This is a genomic window from Mesotoga sp. H07.pep.5.3 (genome assembly GCF_002752615.1).
Lineage (GTDB): Bacteria > Thermotogota > Thermotogae > Petrotogales > Kosmotogaceae > Mesotoga > Mesotoga prima.
Map to the genome: position 1 here is coordinate 344,936 of NZ_AYTV01000012.1, position 18,937 is coordinate 363,872.

At 44.4% G+C, this 18,937-nt stretch carries 17 protein-coding genes, 3 tRNA genes, 1 other RNA gene and 1 pseudogene; 6 read left to right on the top strand and 16 right to left on the bottom strand.

All coding sequences use genetic code 11. From position 1 onward, the window contains the following. The first annotated feature begins 99 nt into the window (after window positions 1-99). On the top strand, window positions 100-1,056 hold the full coding sequence (gene trmB / locus V513_RS05290; protein WP_014730371.1) for a tRNA (guanosine(46)-N7)-methyltransferase TrmB: 957 nt from the start codon (window positions 100-102) through the stop codon (window positions 1,054-1,056). A 123-nt stretch (window positions 1,057-1,179) separates the two neighbouring features. Here trmB and fabF read toward each other — a convergent pair whose 3' ends face one another. The 4 genes from fabF to V513_RS05310 are packed head-to-tail and all read right to left on the bottom strand — an operon-like array spanning window position 1,180 to window position 4,562. Beyond that, window positions 1,180-2,403 (bottom strand): beta-ketoacyl-ACP synthase II, encoded by a 1,224-nt coding sequence (gene fabF / locus V513_RS05295; RefSeq protein WP_099771953.1) that lies wholly within the window; start codon window positions 2,401-2,403, stop codon window positions 1,180-1,182. Between the two features lies 1 nt (window position 2,404). Further along, on the bottom strand, window positions 2,405-2,653 hold the full coding sequence (gene acpP, locus V513_RS05300) for an acyl carrier protein (RefSeq protein WP_099771954.1): 249 nt from the start codon (window positions 2,651-2,653) through the stop codon (window positions 2,405-2,407). Window positions 2,654-2,679: 26 nt separating this feature from the next. Beyond that, window positions 2,680-3,615, bottom strand: coding sequence for an ACP S-malonyltransferase (gene fabD, locus V513_RS05305; protein WP_099771955.1), 936 nt, complete (start codon window positions 3,613-3,615; stop codon window positions 2,680-2,682). Then, window positions 3,609-4,562: a nitronate monooxygenase gene (locus V513_RS05310; RefSeq protein WP_014730375.1), complete on the bottom strand. Its 954-nt coding sequence runs from the start codon at window positions 4,560-4,562 to the stop codon at window positions 3,609-3,611. The genes fabD and V513_RS05310 overlap by 7 nt, the downstream gene beginning before the upstream one ends. A 130-nt stretch (window positions 4,563-4,692) precedes the next feature. Between V513_RS05310 and fabZ the strand changes: the two genes are divergently transcribed. Then, on the top strand, window positions 4,693-5,100 hold the full coding sequence (gene fabZ, locus V513_RS05315) for a 3-hydroxyacyl-ACP dehydratase FabZ (RefSeq protein ID WP_014730376.1): 408 nt from the start codon (window positions 4,693-4,695) through the stop codon (window positions 5,098-5,100). Between the two features lie 113 nt (window positions 5,101-5,213). On the opposite strand, the gene V513_RS05320 is transcribed toward fabZ, so the two are convergent. Further along, the gene (locus V513_RS05320) at window positions 5,214-6,614 is read right to left on the bottom strand and encodes a Do family serine endopeptidase (protein WP_099771956.1); all 1,401 of its coding nucleotides are present in this window, start codon (window positions 6,612-6,614) and stop codon (window positions 5,214-5,216) included. A 124-nt stretch (window positions 6,615-6,738) separates the two neighbouring features. Here V513_RS05320 and V513_RS05325 point away from each other — a divergent pair, with 124 nt between their 5' ends. Next, window positions 6,739-8,013, top strand: coding sequence for an SLC13 family permease (locus V513_RS05325; RefSeq protein ID WP_014730378.1), 1,275 nt, complete (start codon window positions 6,739-6,741; stop codon window positions 8,011-8,013). Here the strand turns inward: V513_RS05325 and V513_RS05330 are convergent. The 7 genes and pseudogenes from V513_RS05330 to V513_RS05360 all read right to left on the bottom strand — a co-directional run bounded on the left by V513_RS05330 (window position 7,945) and on the right by V513_RS05360 (window position 14,067). Then, window positions 7,945-9,687 (bottom strand): YgiQ family radical SAM protein, encoded by a 1,743-nt coding sequence (locus V513_RS05330; protein WP_099771957.1) that lies wholly within the window; start codon window positions 9,685-9,687, stop codon window positions 7,945-7,947. The genes V513_RS05325 and V513_RS05330 overlap by 69 nt on opposite strands. Window positions 9,688-9,704: 17 nt before the next feature. Continuing rightward, an RNA gene (gene rnpB, locus V513_RS05335) (RNase P RNA component class A) lies at window positions 9,705-10,032 on the bottom strand. Window positions 10,033-10,063: 31 nt separating this feature from the next. Continuing rightward, a pseudogene (locus V513_RS05340) lies at window positions 10,064-10,942 on the bottom strand (TIGR01212 family radical SAM protein); the annotation flags it as partial. Then, complete coding sequence (locus tag V513_RS05345) at window positions 10,932-11,441, bottom strand: hypothetical protein (RefSeq protein WP_014730381.1); 510 nt, start codon at window positions 11,439-11,441, stop codon at window positions 10,932-10,934. The gene V513_RS05345 and the pseudogene V513_RS05340, both read right to left, overlap by 11 nt. Further along, window positions 11,438-11,968, bottom strand: coding sequence for a 2-amino-4-hydroxy-6-hydroxymethyldihydropteridine diphosphokinase (folK, locus tag V513_RS05350; RefSeq protein ID WP_014730382.1), 531 nt, complete (start codon window positions 11,966-11,968; stop codon window positions 11,438-11,440). The genes V513_RS05345 and folK overlap by 4 nt, the downstream gene beginning before the upstream one ends. After that, window positions 11,961-13,304, bottom strand: coding sequence for a B12-binding domain-containing radical SAM protein (locus V513_RS05355; RefSeq protein ID WP_099771958.1), 1,344 nt, complete (start codon window positions 13,302-13,304; stop codon window positions 11,961-11,963). Before V513_RS05355 ends, folK begins: the two co-directional genes overlap by 8 nt. Further along, window positions 13,282-14,067 carry a type III pantothenate kinase gene (locus tag V513_RS05360; RefSeq protein ID WP_099771959.1) on the bottom strand — a complete coding sequence of 262 codons (786 nt, stop codon included), beginning with the start codon at window positions 14,065-14,067 and terminating at the stop codon, window positions 13,282-13,284. The genes V513_RS05355 and V513_RS05360 overlap by 23 nt, the downstream gene beginning before the upstream one ends. 173 nt (window positions 14,068-14,240) lie before the next feature. Between V513_RS05360 and V513_RS05365 the strand changes: the two genes are divergently transcribed. From V513_RS05365 to V513_RS05375, 3 genes are all read left to right on the top strand, one after another. Next, a tRNA-Lys gene (locus tag V513_RS05365) sits at window positions 14,241-14,316 on the top strand. Continuing rightward, window positions 14,317-14,401 (top strand) — tRNA-Leu (locus V513_RS05370). A gap of 19 nt (window positions 14,402-14,420) precedes the next feature. Continuing rightward, a tRNA-Gly gene (locus V513_RS05375) sits at window positions 14,421-14,495 on the top strand. 177 nt (window positions 14,496-14,672) lie between these two features. Here the strand turns inward: V513_RS05375 and guaA are convergent. The 4 genes from guaA to V513_RS05395 form a co-directional block, all read right to left on the bottom strand. Beyond that, the gene (gene guaA, locus V513_RS05380; protein WP_099771960.1) at window positions 14,673-16,178 is read right to left on the bottom strand and encodes a glutamine-hydrolyzing GMP synthase; all 1,506 of its coding nucleotides are present in this window, start codon (window positions 16,176-16,178) and stop codon (window positions 14,673-14,675) included. A gap of 158 nt (window positions 16,179-16,336) precedes the next feature. After that, the gene (locus V513_RS05385; protein WP_099771961.1) at window positions 16,337-17,164 is read right to left on the bottom strand and encodes a hypothetical protein; all 828 of its coding nucleotides are present in this window, start codon (window positions 17,162-17,164) and stop codon (window positions 16,337-16,339) included. A gap of 4 nt (window positions 17,165-17,168) precedes the next feature. Further along, complete coding sequence (gene tgt / locus V513_RS05390) at window positions 17,169-18,314, bottom strand: tRNA guanosine(34) transglycosylase Tgt (RefSeq protein WP_099771962.1); 1,146 nt, start codon at window positions 18,312-18,314, stop codon at window positions 17,169-17,171. Continuing rightward, entirely contained in the window at window positions 18,307-18,936 is a 630-nt protein-coding gene (locus V513_RS05395) for a cyclodeaminase/cyclohydrolase family protein (protein ID WP_099771963.1), read from the bottom strand. Before V513_RS05395 ends, tgt begins: the two co-directional genes overlap by 8 nt. Between the last annotated feature and the right edge of the window lies 1 nt (window position 18,937).

Below are 18,937 nucleotides of genomic sequence, written 5' to 3' on the forward strand. Positions count from 1 at the left end.
CTGAATGTAGAAATTGATGCACAGTTGCGTTAGAATGCTTTTTGTCAAGCAAGAAAATTTGGTTGAAATAAATGTCTGATTTGTGGGCGGGGCGAAAGCATGAGTGAACACTATCTCCTTAACTATGTGGATTGTACGGAATATAAACTTCCTCTTGATCTCCAGAATATCTTTGGAAGAAAGAGAGAGACTTTCTTAGAAATTGGTTTTGGAAGCGGAGAATTCATACTTCAGAAGGCAATTGAGAACCCCAATGCCGATTATCTTGGTGTAGAGCTATCAATGATAAGTGCCAAAAAGCTTTTGAAATCAATCTCAAGGAATCATGTTGGAAATGTTCGCGCACTGCTTGTAGATGCATCTTTTGCTCTGCGAAACATACTTCCTAAAGATTCAATGTCGGGAGTATACATGAATTTTCCTTGTCCGTGGCCAAAAAAGAGACATTCAGAACGGAGGCTCAATACAGTTAGTTTCATTGAGAAGATTGCCAAAGTGCTAAAAAAGGGCGGTTTTTTCCAGCTGTATTCGGATTCAGAAGAGTTTGTTCATGAAATGTTTGGAGAAGTTGGAAAGACGAACTGTTTCGATGATCCAGTCCTTGAAGTGAATCCTACGGTCGGAGTAGGAACAAGATACGAGAAGAAATGGCTGGATATGAGTAAAGAGATCTTTAGGATGAAATGCGTAAGAATCAAATGCGAAATAAATGGTGAAGAGGACGTGGTTCGTGTGTCGAACTTGTGGATCGATGACATTGACGAGAAATCTCTTCAGAAAGTCGACGGGAAGAGTTTTTCGAAAAATGAGATTTTTGTGAAATTCATGGGGCTGTACAGAAATATGGACCGCAATACCTTCTTGATTGAAACGCTAACAGTCGATAGGGACTTCTCCCAGCGATTCTACGTAAACCTATCAAGGAGAGGGAATCGTTGGCTCATCAAACTGGATAGCCAAGCAAGACCGTTCAGGACTAAGGCTGTAAAGTTTGCTCTGAGAGTATTGTCAGAGAAAATCGCGAAGAAAGATCCTGGTGGAGACCAAAATCATTAGATCTCTCAGTTATTGCCTATATTGTTATTGGTCAAATAGAAAACGAAAGCTTATTCTTCAAAGAAACAGTTTCCAAGCTATGAAAAAGTGGGGCGCTTCAGCACCCCACCCGGAACAGGCAACCTACAGCTTCTTGAAGAGAAGGGAAGCGTTATGACCTCCAAATCCAAAGGAATTCTTCTGTACGAAATGTAATTCTTTTTCAACTCCGAAGTTCGGAGTATAGTTCAGATCGCACTCTGGGTCAGGACTCGAATAGTTTATAGTGGGTGGAATAAAGGAATTTTTCATTGAGAGTAGAGTTGCCACAGCTTCTATGGCTCCTGCTGCACCTAGTGCGTGACCGGCCATCGACTTCGTCGAACTAATGTTCAAGTCTTGTCGATTTCCAAATAGACGCTTAATTGCTCGGGTTTCCATTAGGTCGTTTAATGGAGTCGAAGTACCATGAGCATTGATGTAGTCAACTTCTGAGGGATCAACTCCGGCTTCTTCTAAAGCCATTCTCATCGCTCTGTACGCTCCGTCTCCGGACTCTTCCGGTGAAGTAATGTGAAATGCATCGTCGGTTGAGCCGTAACCAACGACCTCTCCATAGATCATAGCACCACGTTTCATGGCATGTTCATACTCTTCTATGATCAATGTTGCCGATCCTTCAGCCATAACAAATCCATCACGATCACGATCGAACGGTCTGGAAGCAGTTTTAGGAGTTCCACGTGAAAGAGCGTTCATATTCGAAAATCCGGCTAGAGCAAGAGGTGTTACTGTGGCTTCCGAACCCCCCGTCATGGCAATATCGAGAATTCCGGCTCTAATAAGCCTTGTAGCTTCACCTATTGCATTGGTTGCCGAGGCACATGCTGTGGAAAGGGTGAAGTTCGTGCCTCTGAAATTGAAGCGAATCGCCAAAAGTCCGGGTGCCATGTTTGCTATCGTCATAGGGATAAGGAAGGGACTGATTCTTGACGGACCTTTGTTCATTAGAACAGAATGTTGATCTTCTATCACATCCATTCCGCCAAGTCCCACGCCATAAATTACCCCCGCTCTTTCTGAGTTTATTCGGCTATTCCCCAGTCCGGAATCATCGTACGCTTCACTTGCGCTCGCGATTGCCATCTGGACAAACCTTGCATTTCTCTTTGCGTCTTTTCTATCCATGTATTTAGTTGGATCGAAATTCTTAACCTGACCGGCAACCTTTGCCCCATATTCGGACACGTCAAATGTACTTATCCAGTCTATTCCCGAGGCACCAGATTTAAGCGATTCCCAGAATTCTGTCAGATTAGTTCCGATCGAGCTAATAACCCCCATTCCAGTAACTACGACTCTTTTCATCCTATTTTTCATCGAGCGTGCTTATGAATTTGACAACATCATCAATGGTCCTGAAGCTAGACGCCTGGCTATCACTGATTTGAACTTCGAATTTGTCTTCAAGCTCCATGACAAGATCTACCAAGTCTAGTGAATCTGCACCGAGGTCTTCAATAAATCTCGAATTACCGCTGATTTCACCAGCTTCCATTCCCAGACTATCTGCAACGACTGAGATCACTTTTTCCTGAATTGTTGATGTTTTTTCCACTGTGCTCACCTCTCAAAGTTTAGTTTTCAGTTCTTGATTTCCTGTAGTTCTTTAAGTATTCCAAGGCCTTCGTTTTCTGTGCTTTCTACAGAGACACTCCTGTCTATCTTCTTCATAAACCCACTAAGCACTTTTCCAGGCCCCACTTCAACGAACCGATCTGCACCTAGTTCGATCATCTTTCTAATAGATTGTTCCCATTTGACAGGGCTGTAAGCCTGTTCAATTAGCAACTCTCTTATCGCGTTTGGATCTTTAGGAAAAAGCTCTCCGGTAACATTTGAGATAACTGGGATTTCCGGAGGCTTGACATCAATGCCATTCAAGAACTCTCTCAAAACTTCTCCAACTGGACGCAAGTATCGGCTATGGAAAGGAGCACTCACTGAAAGCTCCACACATTTTTTCGCTCCCTTTTCCATTGCCTTGTTCATAGCACTTCGAACTTTTTCTGATAACCCTGAAATTACAACTTGACCTGGGCAGTTGTAATTGGCTACAATAACCTCTTCGCTCGAAGAAATCTCAAGGCAGATCTCTTCGACTACTTTTTCTGGAAGACCAATTATCGCTGCCATCGTTCCATCTTCTGAAGACATCATTTGTTGCATAGCTGTCCCCCTCAACCTTACAAGACGAAGTGCGTCGGCATATCTAAGTGTGCCCGCTACAACTAGAGCAGAGAATTCACCCAGCGATAATCCGGCGCAAATGTCGGGTTTTCCCCACCTCTCAATAAGAGCATCGGAAATGGCTATACTTAGCGAAAGAATAGCCGGTTGGGCATTATGCGTGAGTTTTAGTTCGTCTTCCTGCCCCTCGAGCATCATTGTTAACATGTCAAAACCCAGCAACTGTCCGGATAGTTCAAGAAACTCTCTGAACAAAGGACTTTCATCGCAAAAACTCTTACCCATGCCAACGTATTGGCTTCCCTGTCCGGGAAATATCCATGCTACCATTTCTTTATGCCTCCCAGGAATCGAATTGTTTCTTCCGCCTCATCAATTATTGACTGAACTAATTGTGAAACATCAAGGATTTCTCCAATAAGCCCGCAGGATTGACCGGCCATCATGGAACCATCATTTATGTCACCATTTTCGACAGCTCTCTTGAGAGCTCCGACAGCTATTTTTTCAATTTCCTCGAATCCAGAGCCTTGCTTTTCTAGTTCTTCAATGTGTCTTGTTAGCCTGTTCCTAAATCCTCTTACAGGATGACCATTTGAATTGCCCGTAACGACGGTGTCTAGTTCATTTGATAACAGAATCCGTTCTTTGTATCTAGAATGTGCCCTACATTCAGTCGTGCAGATGAATCTTGTTCCCATCTGAACACCACTAGCTCCAAGTGCTAGGGATGCTGCTAATCCTCTTCCGTCAGCAATTCCGCCTGCTGCAATAACTGGGATTCTCGTTGCTGAAACAACTGCTGGAACCAATACCATTGTTGAAACCTTTCCGATGTGGCCGCCCGCTTCCATTCCTTCGGCAATCACTGCATCGACTCCCTGTCTCTCTAGCCTTCTAGCGAGCCCGGAAGAGGCGACCACGGGAATCACTTTAGTTCCCGCCGTCTTCAACTTTTCAATAAAGCTGGATGGACTGCCTGCCCCAGTAGTTACAACTGGAACTCTTTCTCTACAGATTATCTCTATCTGTTCCTGCGCATATGGAGAAAGCAGCATTACGTTGACTCCGAAGGGCCTTGAAGTTAATTTTCTGGTCTCGCGAATCTCATAAAGTAGATCCTCTGGAGAAAGATTCCCTCCGGCAATTATGCCTAGGCAACCGGCATTGGAAACTGCTGCAGCCAAGTTATGTTCCGAGATCCATGCCATTCCTCCTTGAAGAATGGGGTATTTGATTCCAAGCATTTCGGTTAGCGACTGTCTTTGCTGATTCAAAGTTGATCCTCCTGGCACAAGTATGCTGGTTTAAGAAAAGCAACAACATACCAGGACCTTTTGCAGCATTTTTGTCTGAATCTAGGACTGCTGGAGAGTGAACAGTTCGAAAATCAAACGGAGGTGATTTGTGAGAGACAAGGAGTTTGTAAAGGAAAGAATACCCCACAGGGAGCCCTTTCTTCTTGTCGATGGCGTGATTTCGATGACCGATTCCGAAATACTTGCTTTCAGAGATTTGCTAGAAAACGATCCTGTTTTTGAGGGTCATTTTCCTGGTTATCCGATTTATCCAGGTGTGCTGATTCTTGAAGGCCTTGCTCAGACTGCAGGAATTCTTTTGCTGAAACCAAATGAAACACCGTTGTTTGCGGGAATAGAAAGAGCTCGTTTCAAGACCATAGTACGTCCGCCGTGCAGAATTGAGTACTCTGTCAAATTGATCGACAGTAGGATGAACGTCGCTAAGCTGGAAACATCTGCATATGCTGAAGGAAAACTAGCTGCGAAAGCTATTCTGCTTGTTTCATCAATATAATGTATTGTGGTTTTGGAAAGAAAAAACCCCTGTGCTATAATCTAGGCGTTAATCCTGCACAGGGGATTAAGGGGGTAAGCCGCCACCAGTCAAAGCGTGGCGGCATTTTCGTTTTAGAGCTGGAAAGAAGCTACGAATCTTACACCGTTTCTGTAAACAAAGAACGCTACGTAGTCCCCTTTCTTGATCTTTTCAGTATACTTCTCGAAATCGCTGACGCTCTCGATCGATTCTTGATTGCCATTTATGCTCAGACGAGTAATTATATCGTCCGGGCCTATTCCCAACCTGTAGACTACTCCTTCTGGATCTACATCTCTCACTATCACGCCTCTAAATTCCTGAGATATTCCTAGACGTTCCCTATCGCCGGGAGTTATGTCAGAAACCGATATACCGAGTGAGCTCACAAAAGCCTGTCTTGCTCCGATGTCTTCTGTTGCTGAAGACGCGCTTTCTTGAGCAAGCGATCCTAGAACAGCGGTAAGTACGATTCTATCTCCGAATCTGTCTATTGTAATCTTCACCTCGGAGCCTGCAGGGTAGTTCAATACTGCCGCCCTAAGCTCCGCTGAGTTTGTGATCTCGAGACTCTCAAAGCCAATAATAACGTCCTGTGGCCTTATTCCGGCCTTCTCTGCCGCTGAACCGGGAACCACATCTGTAATTAATGCTCCGCTGTCAACCTTTAGTCCAAGGGATCTAGAAACCTCCTCAGTGACCGTATCCATATAGACCCCAAGATATGCTCTCTGCACAGATCCGGTCTCGATAATTGAATCGACAAATCTAAGAGCTACGTTTATGGGAATTGCGAATCCAAGGGTGGTTCCAACTTCAGGAGCGATTATGGCAGTGTTTATTCCGACAACTTGGCCATGAATATTCAGCAAAGGCCCCCCGCTGTTACCGGGATTAATCGCGGCATCTGTCTGAATTAGATTAGAATATACTCCGTTGCCATCTGGTTTTGGCAGCTGCCTTCCTACCGCACTTATCACTCCGAGAGTAACTGTGTGCTTAAGACCAAGAGGATTCCCTATAGCAATTGCCCACTCGCCGATTCTCAGTGCGTCTGAGTCACCAAGTTCAACAGTGGGGAGATCAACCCCATCGGGATCGATCTTTATCACCGCAATGTCCAACTCCTCGTCTCCGCCAATGTATTTGGCCGGGTAGGTGTTTCCATCAAGTAGAGAAACCGTAATTTTTTCCGCGCCTGAAACCACGTGCTCATTGGTGAAAATATACCCATCCTTGTTGAAGATGAAACCCGAGCCAACCCCGGTTACCTTCTGACCGGGGATCTCTCCGAAAAATCGCCTGAAGAAATCCTCGAAACCGTAAGGATCGGGGATTGAATATTTTCTAGTGGCCTCTACATCGACTTTGACAACTGCTGGTCCTGCTGCTTGGACTACGTTGGTTATTGGGCTCTCGTAGCCTTCGTTGACCAGGGCCAGAGAAGCCACTGACAGAATTACTACAACAAGAACTGCAAGAACTTTTCTCATAAACTCTGACCTCCTTCATTATTTTGGCAACTCCGGTATGAATTTGACTGAGCAGAGGAATTCGTTGTTCAAAAAATGAGAAGGTGATATACTGATAAAGTTATGTCTTCCAGAGGTGAGCTAATTGCAGTGGTTGTTTGTTCTAGTGGTTTTCATAAGCGCTTATTATCTGATAATCTCTGGTAAGTTTAATAGATCAACAGTTGCATTCGCTGCTGGAATTCTAATACTTTTGTCTAAAGTTATACCTGACTTCGATATGAAGGAACTCGGCTATCTTATTGATTTCAATACTATCAGTATTCTAATTGGAATGATGATAGTTGTTGGCACTTTGAGGACGACTGGTTTCTTTGAATTTGTGGCTGTTCACGTAGTAAGGTTTTCTAAGGGTAATGTGAGAGCTTTGTTGATATTCTTTGTCGTTACAATTGCACTTTTTTCTGCTTTTCTAGATAATGTCACTACAATTCTTCTTTTTGCACCGATAATCTTTCTTGTAGCAGATGCTTTGGAGGTTTCTCCTCGCACTTTCATCCTTGCAGGAGTTCTCGCGGCAAATATCGGTGGGATGGCAACTTTGATTGGTGATCCACCAAACATACTTGTTGGCTCGGCAAGTGGGTTCGGATTCATGGATTTCATGAGAATTGATGGGCCGATTACACTATTTGCGTTGATAATTGCGCTAATCTACCTTGATCGACGCGTTTTCAAAGATTACAGAGAAATGGGCGGAAAGCTTCAGCGTATAGCAAATATGGATCCGAAGAAAGCGATAATTTCGAAGTCAGCACTCTACAAGTCACTAGCTGTGTTCTTTGCAATAATTGTGGGATTTCTTCTCCACGGTTTGATCGGAGTGGAGCCCTCTCTTATTGCTCTTGCAGGTGCAGCAGCGGCTATGATTCTTAATGGAAAGAGCTTTTCGCATCTTTCCGAAGATATAGAATGGGATACGATATTTTTCTTCATGGGCCTGTTTGTCCTTGCATTTGCACTCAAGGAGGTCGGTATCACCTCTGTGATTTCCGATTTGCTAGGCTCCCTTTCTGGCAACAAAATAGTGTTGTTCTTGACGCTTTATTGGCTGTCGGCTATAATGAGCGGCTTTATAGGAGCAGTTCCTGCGGTAACTTTCATGATACCAGTGATTCAGGAAATGACAACTAAGTTCGGCGTTCCTGCAGATATTTGGTGGGTGATCTCCATTTCGGCCTGTCTGGGTGGGAGCTTTTCAATAGCTGGTTCGGCAGCCAATATGGTAGGAGTTGGGTTAATAGAAAAGCATTCAAAGGAAAGACTCACTTATGGCGATTTTCTTAGGTTCTCAATGCCTATCACGCTTATTACGCTTGTTGCCGGTACCCTCTACATTCTTGTCAGGTTTTCTATCTAGAATCTCTTTTCGTACCAGAATTTCCTTCTGTCTGTTTCTTCCGCCTGTCGATCGTTCAATGAAAACTGGGTCGCCATTCTCTGAAGCCATTTCGGTGAAGTACATTGCTGTGGAGATGGTTCCCGGTGTCGGTGTGAACAACTGCACCTGCTCGGGGTTATAGTGCATTTCTCTCTTGACAAACCTCTTCAGTTCCATCATGTCTTCCTTTGTGCATCCCGGGTGAGCCGCTATGAAGTAGCCTATAATGTGGCACTTCCCGCTAGAAACAAGCCTAACCTCTTTGAGAAAATCTAAGAGAACATCTTTAGAGGGTTTGCCCATGTATTCAAGGACTTTCTGCGCTGTGTGCTCTGGCGCAATTTTCAACTGACCGGAAACGTTTTTCTGCAACAGCTCTCTGAGAAAATCCCTTCCGGATCTTTTATCTTTTAGAATGAGGTCATATCTGATTCCAGATGATACGAAAACATGTTTCACACCAGGTATCTTTCTTATTCTCTTGAGTAAATTAAGATATCTAGAATGATCTACCTTTAGAGAACTACACACCTCTGGAAAGAGGCATCTCTTTTTTGCACATGCACCGACTTTTTCCTTTATAGAACATTCGTAGCCGTACATGTTCGCAGTAGGGCCACCCACGTCAGTAACAGTTCCCCTGAATCCGACGTCTCTGGTGAATGCAGATATCTCCTGAATTATTGAATCTTCACTCCTGGAAACAACGGTTCTACCTTGATGAAAAGCGATTGCACAGAAGTTGCATTGTCCATAACAACCCCTATGACTTGTCACAGAATAACGTACAGTCTCTAATGCTCTCACCCTTCCCCTTGAAAGCGAAACCGGATGAACTCTTCTGGTAAACGGCAAGGAATAGTAAGCATCTAATTCTTCTGACGCGACTTTGGGCGGTTTGTTCTGGACTACGTATCGGTTGTCTTGAAGCTGGAACAACTGGCGTCCCCTTACCGGGTCTGTCTCTTCATGCATTACTTTTGTCATTTCAAAGTATTTCCTCTTGTCCTGAGATACTTCTTCATGAGATGGCAATTCAATTCCTGCGGGTTTAGAGCTGGACCAAAAAACCGTTCCTTCAACATCTGTTGGGACTTCTCTCTTTTTCGAGATCTTGTCTGCAATTTCCAAGATAGGCTTTTCACCCATTCCATATACCAGCAAGTCTGCTTTGGAATCAAGCAAGATCGATTTTCTTATTCTGTTGCTCCACCAGTCAAAATGAGAAAACCTTCTAAGACTGGCCTCTATTCCACCGAGAATGATAAGAGTTTCTTTGAAGACCTGCCGAATCAAATTTGAGTAAACAATCGTTGCCCGATCCGGCCTCTTTCCACCAAAACCTCCAGGAGTGTAATCGTCGCTCCTTCTCTTCTTTCCAGTCGATGTGTAATTTGCAACCATTGAATCAACGTTACCAGAGGTGACACCGAAGAACAGAGCAGGTTTACCCAACACTGAGATGTCTTCGTTTGTTCGCCAGTCGGGCTGCGAAATGACACCTACTTTCCAGCCGTGTGATTCCAGCACTCTTGCAATCATCGCCGTTCCAAAAGAAGGATGGTCAACAAATGCATCGCCCGTTATTAGAATAACATCGAGATATTCCCATCCTCTCTCGACCATATCGCCCCTAGTCATCGGAATATTCATTAGGCACTCCAAAAAAACCGGGAAGCGAAAACGTAAGCCGGATCCTGTTCTCGTGACCATCTATCTCGGAGTTATGTTACCATAACCCTCAAGCATCCTACCCGAAAGGGAATCGGTGGGCATCCTCAGACCCTTTCTGCTTGGACTTGCTCCAGACGGGGGTTACCTGGCCTGCCGGTCACCCGACAGCCGGTGAGCTCTTACCTCACCTTTCCATCCTTGCCCGAAGGCGGTCTAATTTTCTATGGCCCTTTCCGGAGATCACTCTCCCTGGGTGTTACCCAGCGCCCCTGCCCATGGAGTCCGGACTTTCCTCGGATTTTCCGCGGTCACTCTTTTCGCTTCCCGATCTATAAAATAGAGCCTTGCTTCCCTGGTATCTACCTTCAATTATCATCTTTCTTTCTAACATATTCAATAGCTTGATTTTTGACATTCCCCAATTTCCAAACATTGTTCCTTCGTTAGGAGGGTCTGAGACAAGTCTGTGTACAACGACTCTCCAGTCTAGATGCTCCAGAAATACCACTACTCTTTCCAGAAATTCATCTACACTTCCTATCTTAACTTCACCTGCTTCATACATTCTTGCAAGTTCAGTGCCCTCGACTACGTATAGAGAATGGAGTTTGACGCCATCTATGCCGAGTACAGAGATCAGTCTTGCGGCCTCCGCCACATCCTCTTCAGTATCCCAGGGAAGATTCGATATCATATGTACAACCAAATCGATTCTTCTTTTCTTAATTCTCAGTGCCGAATCGATAAAATGCGACAGAGTGTGACCTCTGTTAATGGTTTTGATAGTGTTGGGATTGATACTCTGAAGACCGAGTTCAAGAATCACATCAACGTCAGAAGTGAATTCTTCAAGTAGATCTAGAACCTCGTCAGAGACAAGATCGGGTCTGGTAGAAATGTCGAGGATGACAACGTCATCAACAATAACCTCTCTGTAAAGCTGTCGTAATTTCTTGACAGGGGCAAAGGTATTTGAGTTGGCCTGGAAATATGCCATGAATTTCCTGATACCTTTCTTTCTAAGGAATTCCATCCTACTTTCGAGCTGCTCTCTTAACGAGAGAGTCGAATCTACTGTGAAACCACTTCCCGAGGAGTCACAGTATATGCAGCCACCTTTTCCATTTACTTTGTGGGGACATGAGAAGCCTGCATCAAGGGGAACTCTCTGAACGGGTTCTCCATATCGTGATTTCAAATGAGTCTTGAGGTCATTGTATGGTTTAAGACTCAACTGATCTCACCAGACTCTTCTCAAACTCTTTGAAGGCTCTTACCGCAGAGTCTACTTCCTCGCTATTGTCTCCCAGAAAAACGTACAGCCATCTACCGGAAAACCACGACTTCATGAAGCTCTCGCCGACTTCACCGGAGAATTCTCCGTAGATCCATGGAATCGCGCTTATGACTGATCTGATTTCATTTGAAACTTCCCTAACAAAGTCATACCAGAAACCTGTGGCTCTTGAAGCATTCTCAAATTTTGCTACGTAAACATTGAATTCCTTTGTGCCTTTAGCAAACTCTTTATGGAGAAGCAGAGTATCTTCATTCAGTTCTATCCCTAAGATCATGCCGCCAACACTAACCGAAGTAGAGATATCCATATAGTCGCTTAGCGCGAATCCCGCAAACTTTCCGGGTACGAGTTCTGATTTTGAGGCACTACAGGAGGAAAACAAGGTCGTAATTAGAACCACTATTACAATTATGCTGAACTTTCGTATTTTCATCTCTTCACCTCTAATTCTATTAGTTTTTCAAAAAGAACTGCTTCTAAGAAGAGCTCAGGCCATCCCTCTTTACCAAGGCTTTCAAGATGATCCGAAAAGAGACTGTTGTCTCTTGGGTCTCTGAGTTCTTCGTCTATTTCGAGTAAAGGGACCAAAACGAATTTCCTTCTTATTATATCTTTGTGGGGTATAGAAAGCTTATCAGTTGTCAGAATCATCTCTCCAAAGAGCAGAATATCGATGTCGATTTCTCGCGGACCCCACCTGAACCTTTCAACTCTTCCAATAGACCTCTCGATTGCCTTGATCTCTTCAAGCAAGAAGTGTGGATCACCTTTGAATTCGAATTTTCCCACACAGTTCAAGAATTCATTTTGCTCGATAATGCCTAATGGTTCTGTCAAGTAGAGCGATGATACTGATTGCAGCGTGATTCCCCTTTCTATTAGCATTGAAAAGGCTTTAATTATGAGATTCAGTCTTTCTCCCATGTTACTCCCAAAGCCTAAGAAAAGATCCTTAGTCATTTAACCTTCTCCTTAATGACCACGCTTTCTCTTTCAGCCTTTGAACAGCCTCAGGAGAAAAGCCCTCCTTCCACCAATATGGAAGGATCGAGTTGTCCAAAAGGAGTGGGTCGATATCCTCGTCGAATACGCCTCCACTGGTTAGTTCTTTCCACTGCACCGTTCCAGGAATGGGCGTGAATTCGTTGAGACTGGGCCTAATTCTTAGTTCTTCGCAGATTCTAAGAGAAGTCAGAACGTCTTCTTCGCTCTGGCCTGGAAGGTTAACCATAATATAGGCGCTGATCTCTCGAGAAGTGAATCCAGCCGCCGAAAGATTCTCAATCGCTACGAATATATCGTCCAGATTGACTTTTCCGCCTGTGGAATTCTGCATAGCCGGATCGGAAGTCTCTAAACCGATTCTTATCGTCTTGAAATTGTTCATGTACATGAGATCGGCGGTTTCTCTATCGACAAACCTGGCATGAACGCCGTTTGGCAGATGAAATCTCGCCTTGATTCCAACACGCTCGAACTCCTCCATAAGTCTCTTGAAACCACTACCTACAAGAATTGCATCGTCAAAGAAGACGATATCTGAGAGCCCCTTTGATGCAGTAAGATGCTTGACGAACCTGGCAGTCTTCACCGGGTCTCTTCTCACGAAGCTGTTCCAGAGGAGGCTGCTGGCACAATATGTGCATTTGAACGGACAGCCAAGGCTCGAAATCAACACGGCATATCTTGCAGATTTATAAACTGAATAGTCTGGATCAAGTTCGTCGAACCAGTCAAAATCGAGTGTTTCATTGATTCCCAGGAAACCAAGAGCCTTTTTGAGTGGTTCCGTTCCAGTTCCGGGGCAAACCTTGTCTGCTCCGGAATACCACCGGGCATGTTCGGGAAGGAGTGTCGCATAAACTCCTCCAAGTACCACTGGAACCGAGGGCATTTCATCCTTAATAATTCTAATAGTATCGTGTACTCCATAATGCCAGTAAGTCATCATTGAAGTGACAAAGACACAATCAACGTCCCTTACTTGTCTTATTTTCTTTCTGAATACTTCCTCGGGAAATCCGAACCTCTTGAATCTCCTGGGTATTGAGGCAATAGACCGGGGTTTTGGTATCTCGCTTTCAAGGAATTTACCCGTTCCGTAATATTTCTCTCCGAATTTCGGAGAAAAGGTGACCAGTTCATCATCATATCTATCGAGACAATCTATCAGAACTGATTGGATCCCGATATGCTTCAGGATTGAAGAGATGTATAGCAGACCTAGTGGTTTTAGCCAATAGTCATAGGCCGACACATCTTCTATCCACGGGTTAACAAGTAGTATCTTCTTCAACTGGTTTCACTCTACTATAGTAGAAACTTAAGCCTTTGAGTGTGAGATTCGGATCAGCGATTTCTATCAAACCTCCCTCAATTAAGAAGAGATCGATATTCCCGCCTGTACCCACAACTGTTGGCTTTTCTTCAAATTTCTCGATAATATTGTTAATAATCCCTTGAATTGCGAAGTATGTTCCGTTTACAATACCGATTCTCAAGTTGTCTTCTGTATTAGTTCCAAAGTAGTGGTCTTCGAAGAAGAGCTCCACTTCTGGTAGTTTTGCGGTATGCGAGAAAAGTGCCGACATTGATGTCCCGGGGCCCGGAAGGATTGCTCCTCCCACAAAATTGCCGTCCTTGACGATGTCTATGGTAATTGCTGTCCCTGCATCGACAACTATCACGTTGTTTCCATAGCATTCCTTTGCTCCTAAGACATCGGCAAGTCGGTCAGCACCGATCTCGGCCGGGTTATCCGTATTCAGTCCTAAAGGGAAAAATCTATCCGGCCTCAAGAAGACTGCAGGTTTCGGAAGATACTTTCTTGTGAAGTAATTAATTGTTCTGTTCAACCTAGGAACAACACTTGCAACACACAGGCCATCAATTTCTCCGACAGAGTGACCCTTAATCCTAAGAAGCCCATCAAGGATAACAAAGAGTTCATCTTCAGTCTCTATTCTTGATGAGGGGAGCCTCCAGACTACCTCAATACTCTTCTCGCCGGTAAGTCCTAGAACCGTTGTTGTATTACCAATGTCAGCAAGTAAAACCATGTTATGACCTCCTAAGTAGATAGTATCATCAGTCTTCAACTCTTGCTACTTGTGGAGGCTTCAAGAAGCGCTTGTTCTTTCACAGTTTCTTAATAATTCTCTCCACTTGATAGGCAGATGATGTGATGATATAATCTTTCTGCCAGCGCAGGCTGGAGACTGAAAGTGGGAGCGACTCGCTAGCTCAGCAGGTAGAGCACCTGACTTTTAATCAGGGGGTCGCGGGTTCGAATCCCGCGCGAGTCACCAGCGAGAGTGGCGAAATTGGCAGACGCGCTGGACTTAGGATCCAGTGGGGAGACCTGTGAGGGTTCAAGTCCCTCCTCTCGCACCAGAGAGACTAGTTTTCATTTGCGGATGTAGCTCAGTGGTAGAGCACCTGCTTGCCAAGCAGGGGGTCGCGGGTTCGAACCCCGTCTTCCGCTCCAGGAAGACGCCGAACGGCGTCTTTATTTTTTGAGCGCACTTCTTGCCTCTACAGGAAGCAAGAGAACACATTTGACTCTTGCCCAGAGTTTCTATAACGATTGTTTTTCGTTTTTTGAGAGCAGTTTCATTTTGAGAGTGAGCAGCCACTGATTTCTCTTTAGTGAGCTTCGTATATTCTACTCCCATTCTATTGTTGCTGGCGGCTTGTCTGTTATGTCGAAGACAACCCTTCCGACTTCCCTTACTCCTGAGGTTATTCGCGAAGAGGCTTCTCTGAGGATCTCATAAGGCAGTTCGTGCCAAGACGCAGTCATACCTTCTGAGCTATTCACCGCTCTCAGTGCTACAACATAACCGTATGACCGCTTGTCGCCTTTAACACCAACACTGAAGACGGGAAGCAGAACAGCGAATGATTGCCAGATCTTTTCTGATTCACCTGATTTCCTGAGAACATCCATGAATATCGAATCAACTTCCTTCAGGATTCTCGCTTTCTCAGAATCAACCTCGCCTATTATTCTCACGCCTAGACCTGGACCGGGAAATGGCTGCCTGGTCAGTAAAGACGGTTCAATTCCTAGAGAATATCCTAAATTTCTGACCTCGTCTTTGAAAAGCTCTCTTATAGGTTCCAGAAGCTTCAGATTCATCTTGTCAGGAAGTCCACCAACGTTGTGATGGCTCTTGATCTTTGCGGAGTTTTTCGAAGCGGCTCCTGATTCTATTACATCGGAATAGATTGTACCCTGAAGAAGAAAGCTCGCATTCAGTCTGTTTGCTTCTCTTTCGAAGACTTTTATGAATGTTTTTCCAATGATCCTTCTCTTTTCTTCGGGATTGTCAATTCCCTTTAACTCTCGAAAAAACTCTTCCGAAGCATCGACGTTTATCAGTTTTATACCAAGGCTTCTAAGAGCTTCACAGACTTCTATATCTTCATTCTTTCTCATAAGTCCATGATTTACAAAAATCCCAGTAAACGCATCACCCACTGCCTTAGAGGTCAAGACCGCTGCAACGGTTGAATCGACACCGCCAGAAAGGCCTCCAACTACTTTCGAGTTGCCAACGGCCCTCTTGATCTCTTCAACTTTGCGCTCAGCAAAAGCGCTAAGTTTCCAGTTTCGAGAGGCATTACAGACATTAAATACGAAATCTTCGATTAGATTTGTTCCAAACTGAGTGTGATTAACCTCTGGATGAAACTGAAAAGCGATGTCTCTTCCGTTGGAGAAACCTGCAGTTATGCCGTTCTTGCTTCTAGCTATTACCTTACATTCAGATGGAAGCGACGTAACCTCGTCTCCATGACTCATCCACGTTACTATTTCTTCTGGTATGTCACGAAAACGTTCGCTGTCCATAGATACAGTTGTAAGTCCGTACTCACCAAGTGCACCGCTTCGGACTTCGCCTCCAAGCTTTTTCGCAAGGAGATGCATCCCGTAGCAAATGCCCATTATTGGAACTGGAAAACCTTCTAGTTGTTTAGGAAAACCGAGCGCGCCTTCCTCGTAGACACTCTGAGGTCCCCCTGAAAGAACTACTCCCTTAATTTCGCTTTCGACTTTGAATTCTTCTGGACTTGCAACTGTACAAAAGACGCCCATCTCCCGAATCCTTCTTGCAAGAAGAAGTGTGTACTGCGATCCGTAGTCTATAACGGCTATTCTATCCATACGGCCTCCCAAAAAAGAGCCAAATAAATCCTGTAGTAGTTCCAGCAGAAAAGGTTCAGCATATTTACCCTGAACCACCAACTAGATCAGGAAAATCAGCCGAACAGTTCTCTTGAGGAGTCTCAAAGCACGCGACACGTCTGTCGATGCAGGCATTATCACCATCGGCCAAGCAGGCCGACACTCCAGTTCCTGCTGAAGCTAAAAGATTCAATCTTATTGGTAAGGTTAGTGCCAATCCCTGCTGTTATCAGCATATCTCCAACCCTTACTTCCATGCCTCCACCAACAATGAAATCTATGTTACTTAAAAGATCTGCGTTCATAGATACTCCAGCACGAGCAGAAAAGAGATTGTTGTATGTATACTGAGTCGAAAGACCCAGATATTTTATTGCCATCCCCTCTCTTGTGCCTAATTCAAGTCCAATCATAAAAGGGTTAGGAACAAATCTTATCCCAGCGAGCAGATCGACTGAACTTACGGAGGAACCACTGTTCCACAAATCGCTACTGAAGGAAACTATGTATTCAATCAGTTCATATGCCTTACCTGTGATACCGCCCCTGACTGAGACACCGTAGGTTGTTGCCGTGGCGGTCGTCATGTTTAATTCAAAATCCGCCCCGTAAGCCGTAAGGGGGCCAAGCGCACCCGATACCGTGTAGCTAAGTGATCTAACATTCGATGTTTTTTCAGTGTCCATGTAGTATTGAAGCATGCCTGCCATTCCATCATCTGAATCCTCAAAGAGATGCAGGTAGAGAGTGCGTTGATTTGAAGAGGGAGAGGCAACCGTAGTCAGTTCAACGAAATGCGTTGAGAAAGCTGAGTTAGTTATCCCATACAAATCAGAAGGACTGCCAAATCCCGAATCATACTCTACTGCAAGGATACCATTTCCACCTGTTTGAAGCTGGAAGGGATTCATTGCCACAGTAACAACACAAAAAAACACAACGACCAGAATCAGGAGCTTCTTCATCTCATCACCCCATACGTTCTTTAGAAGTCTTAAGGTTCTCTGCTTGAATTAGGCCATTCTCAATACAATGTTCTTTGAATTCGGCCAGTCTATCGTCAAGTATAGCTTGTCGGATCCTTTTCACAAACTGCATAAGAAAACTAATATTGTGATAGCTTAACAGGATCTTTCCAAGAATCTCATCCCTTATGAAAAGATGGTGTATGTATGCTCTGCTGTATGTCGAGCAAACCTTACAACTGCAATCGGGATCAACGGGTCTTTTGTCTTCCTTGTTTGTTGAGGACTTAAGATTGATTCTTCCATTCGATGTCAAAGCCGCTCCATGCCTTCCTAACCTGGTCGGAAGCACACAGTCGAACATATCTATGCCGTTTTCTACGGCGGCCATTATGAGTTCTGGAGAACCTATCCCCATCAAATACCTTGGTCTTTCTTCAGGTAATAAATCTACAGATCCCGACAAAATTCTTTCCGTCGTTTGGAAATCCTCTCCAACGCTCAGTCCACCAAGAGCGAAACCTTCAAAATCAAGGGAAGTAATTCTAGCGGCACTTTCTTCCCTCAGGTCACCAAAAAAGCCTCCTTGGACTATACCAAAGAGAGACTGCATGCTTTGCCCTTTGTGAGAAAGCAGAAATCTCTCCGCCCAAATCGTAGTTCTCTTTACTGACTGTCTTACATAGTCTTTGTTTGCGCTTGGTTCAACACACTCATCGAAGGCCATGGCAATATCCGATCCAATTGCTTCCTGAATCTCTGAAGAAAGCTCAGGAGTAAAGAAGAGTGCTCTGCCATCAAGAGGCGATCGAAACTTTACCCCATCGTCAGTAATCTTTTTTTCTTTTAGAGAGAAGACCTGGAATCCACCGCTGTCAGTCAGAATCGAATGTTTCCACGACATGAATTCATGAAGCCCACCAAAGCTCCTGAGAACATCCAGCCCGGGACGTAAGAAAAGGTGAAATGCGTTTCCAAGTATGATTCTCGCGTCAAGCTCTTCTAACTGATCTTGCCATAATCCCTTTACTGTTCCGTTTGTGCCAACAGGCATAAAAACCGGAGTTTCGAATTCACCGTGAGGCGTGACGATTACCCCGGTTCTAGCTTTTGAATCCGTACTCTTTGCCTTGAGTTTCAGTTCAACCATTACGTTTTCCGATTATCTCAATTATCTTGTTGTATGAGGAATCAATCTGTTTTTCAAGTTGTTTCATCTCTTCGTTTATCCATGCACCGTAATCAGGGTCTTTTAGGGATTTCATATTAATCATGACATTTGCCTTAGCAATTCTATGGACTGCAAGAAGAAGATGGGCAGCGCTCTCCGCGTCTGAAAGAACACTGGAGTTGCCCCATTTCGCGAGACGTTCAACGTTCACGATGATGTTTTTACATCTCCTGGCAAGGTCAAAAGGGACCTCGATAGCTGTCTTTAAAGCTTGCTGAATTTTCATCTCTCTTGCATTCTTTTCATCATCGGTCGCCTTTGGCAACTTATACGCAGATAACACCTGATCAAAAGCCTGAATATCTCGGTTCATCAAGTCACACAGATAATTGCTTTCCGATTCGAATACCTCTAAACAAGATTCCATGTGACCTTCTACGTCTTCATAACCTTTTTTTCCAATAGTGAGATTTGCAACCATGGAACCAAGAGAGGCAGCGAGCGCTGCCACAACTGCTCCGACTGCTCCCCCACCAGGAGTTGCGGATTTTTCAGCGACTTTCTTCAAGAAGTCCTTTAACGGTAATGTGCAGAAATCCATC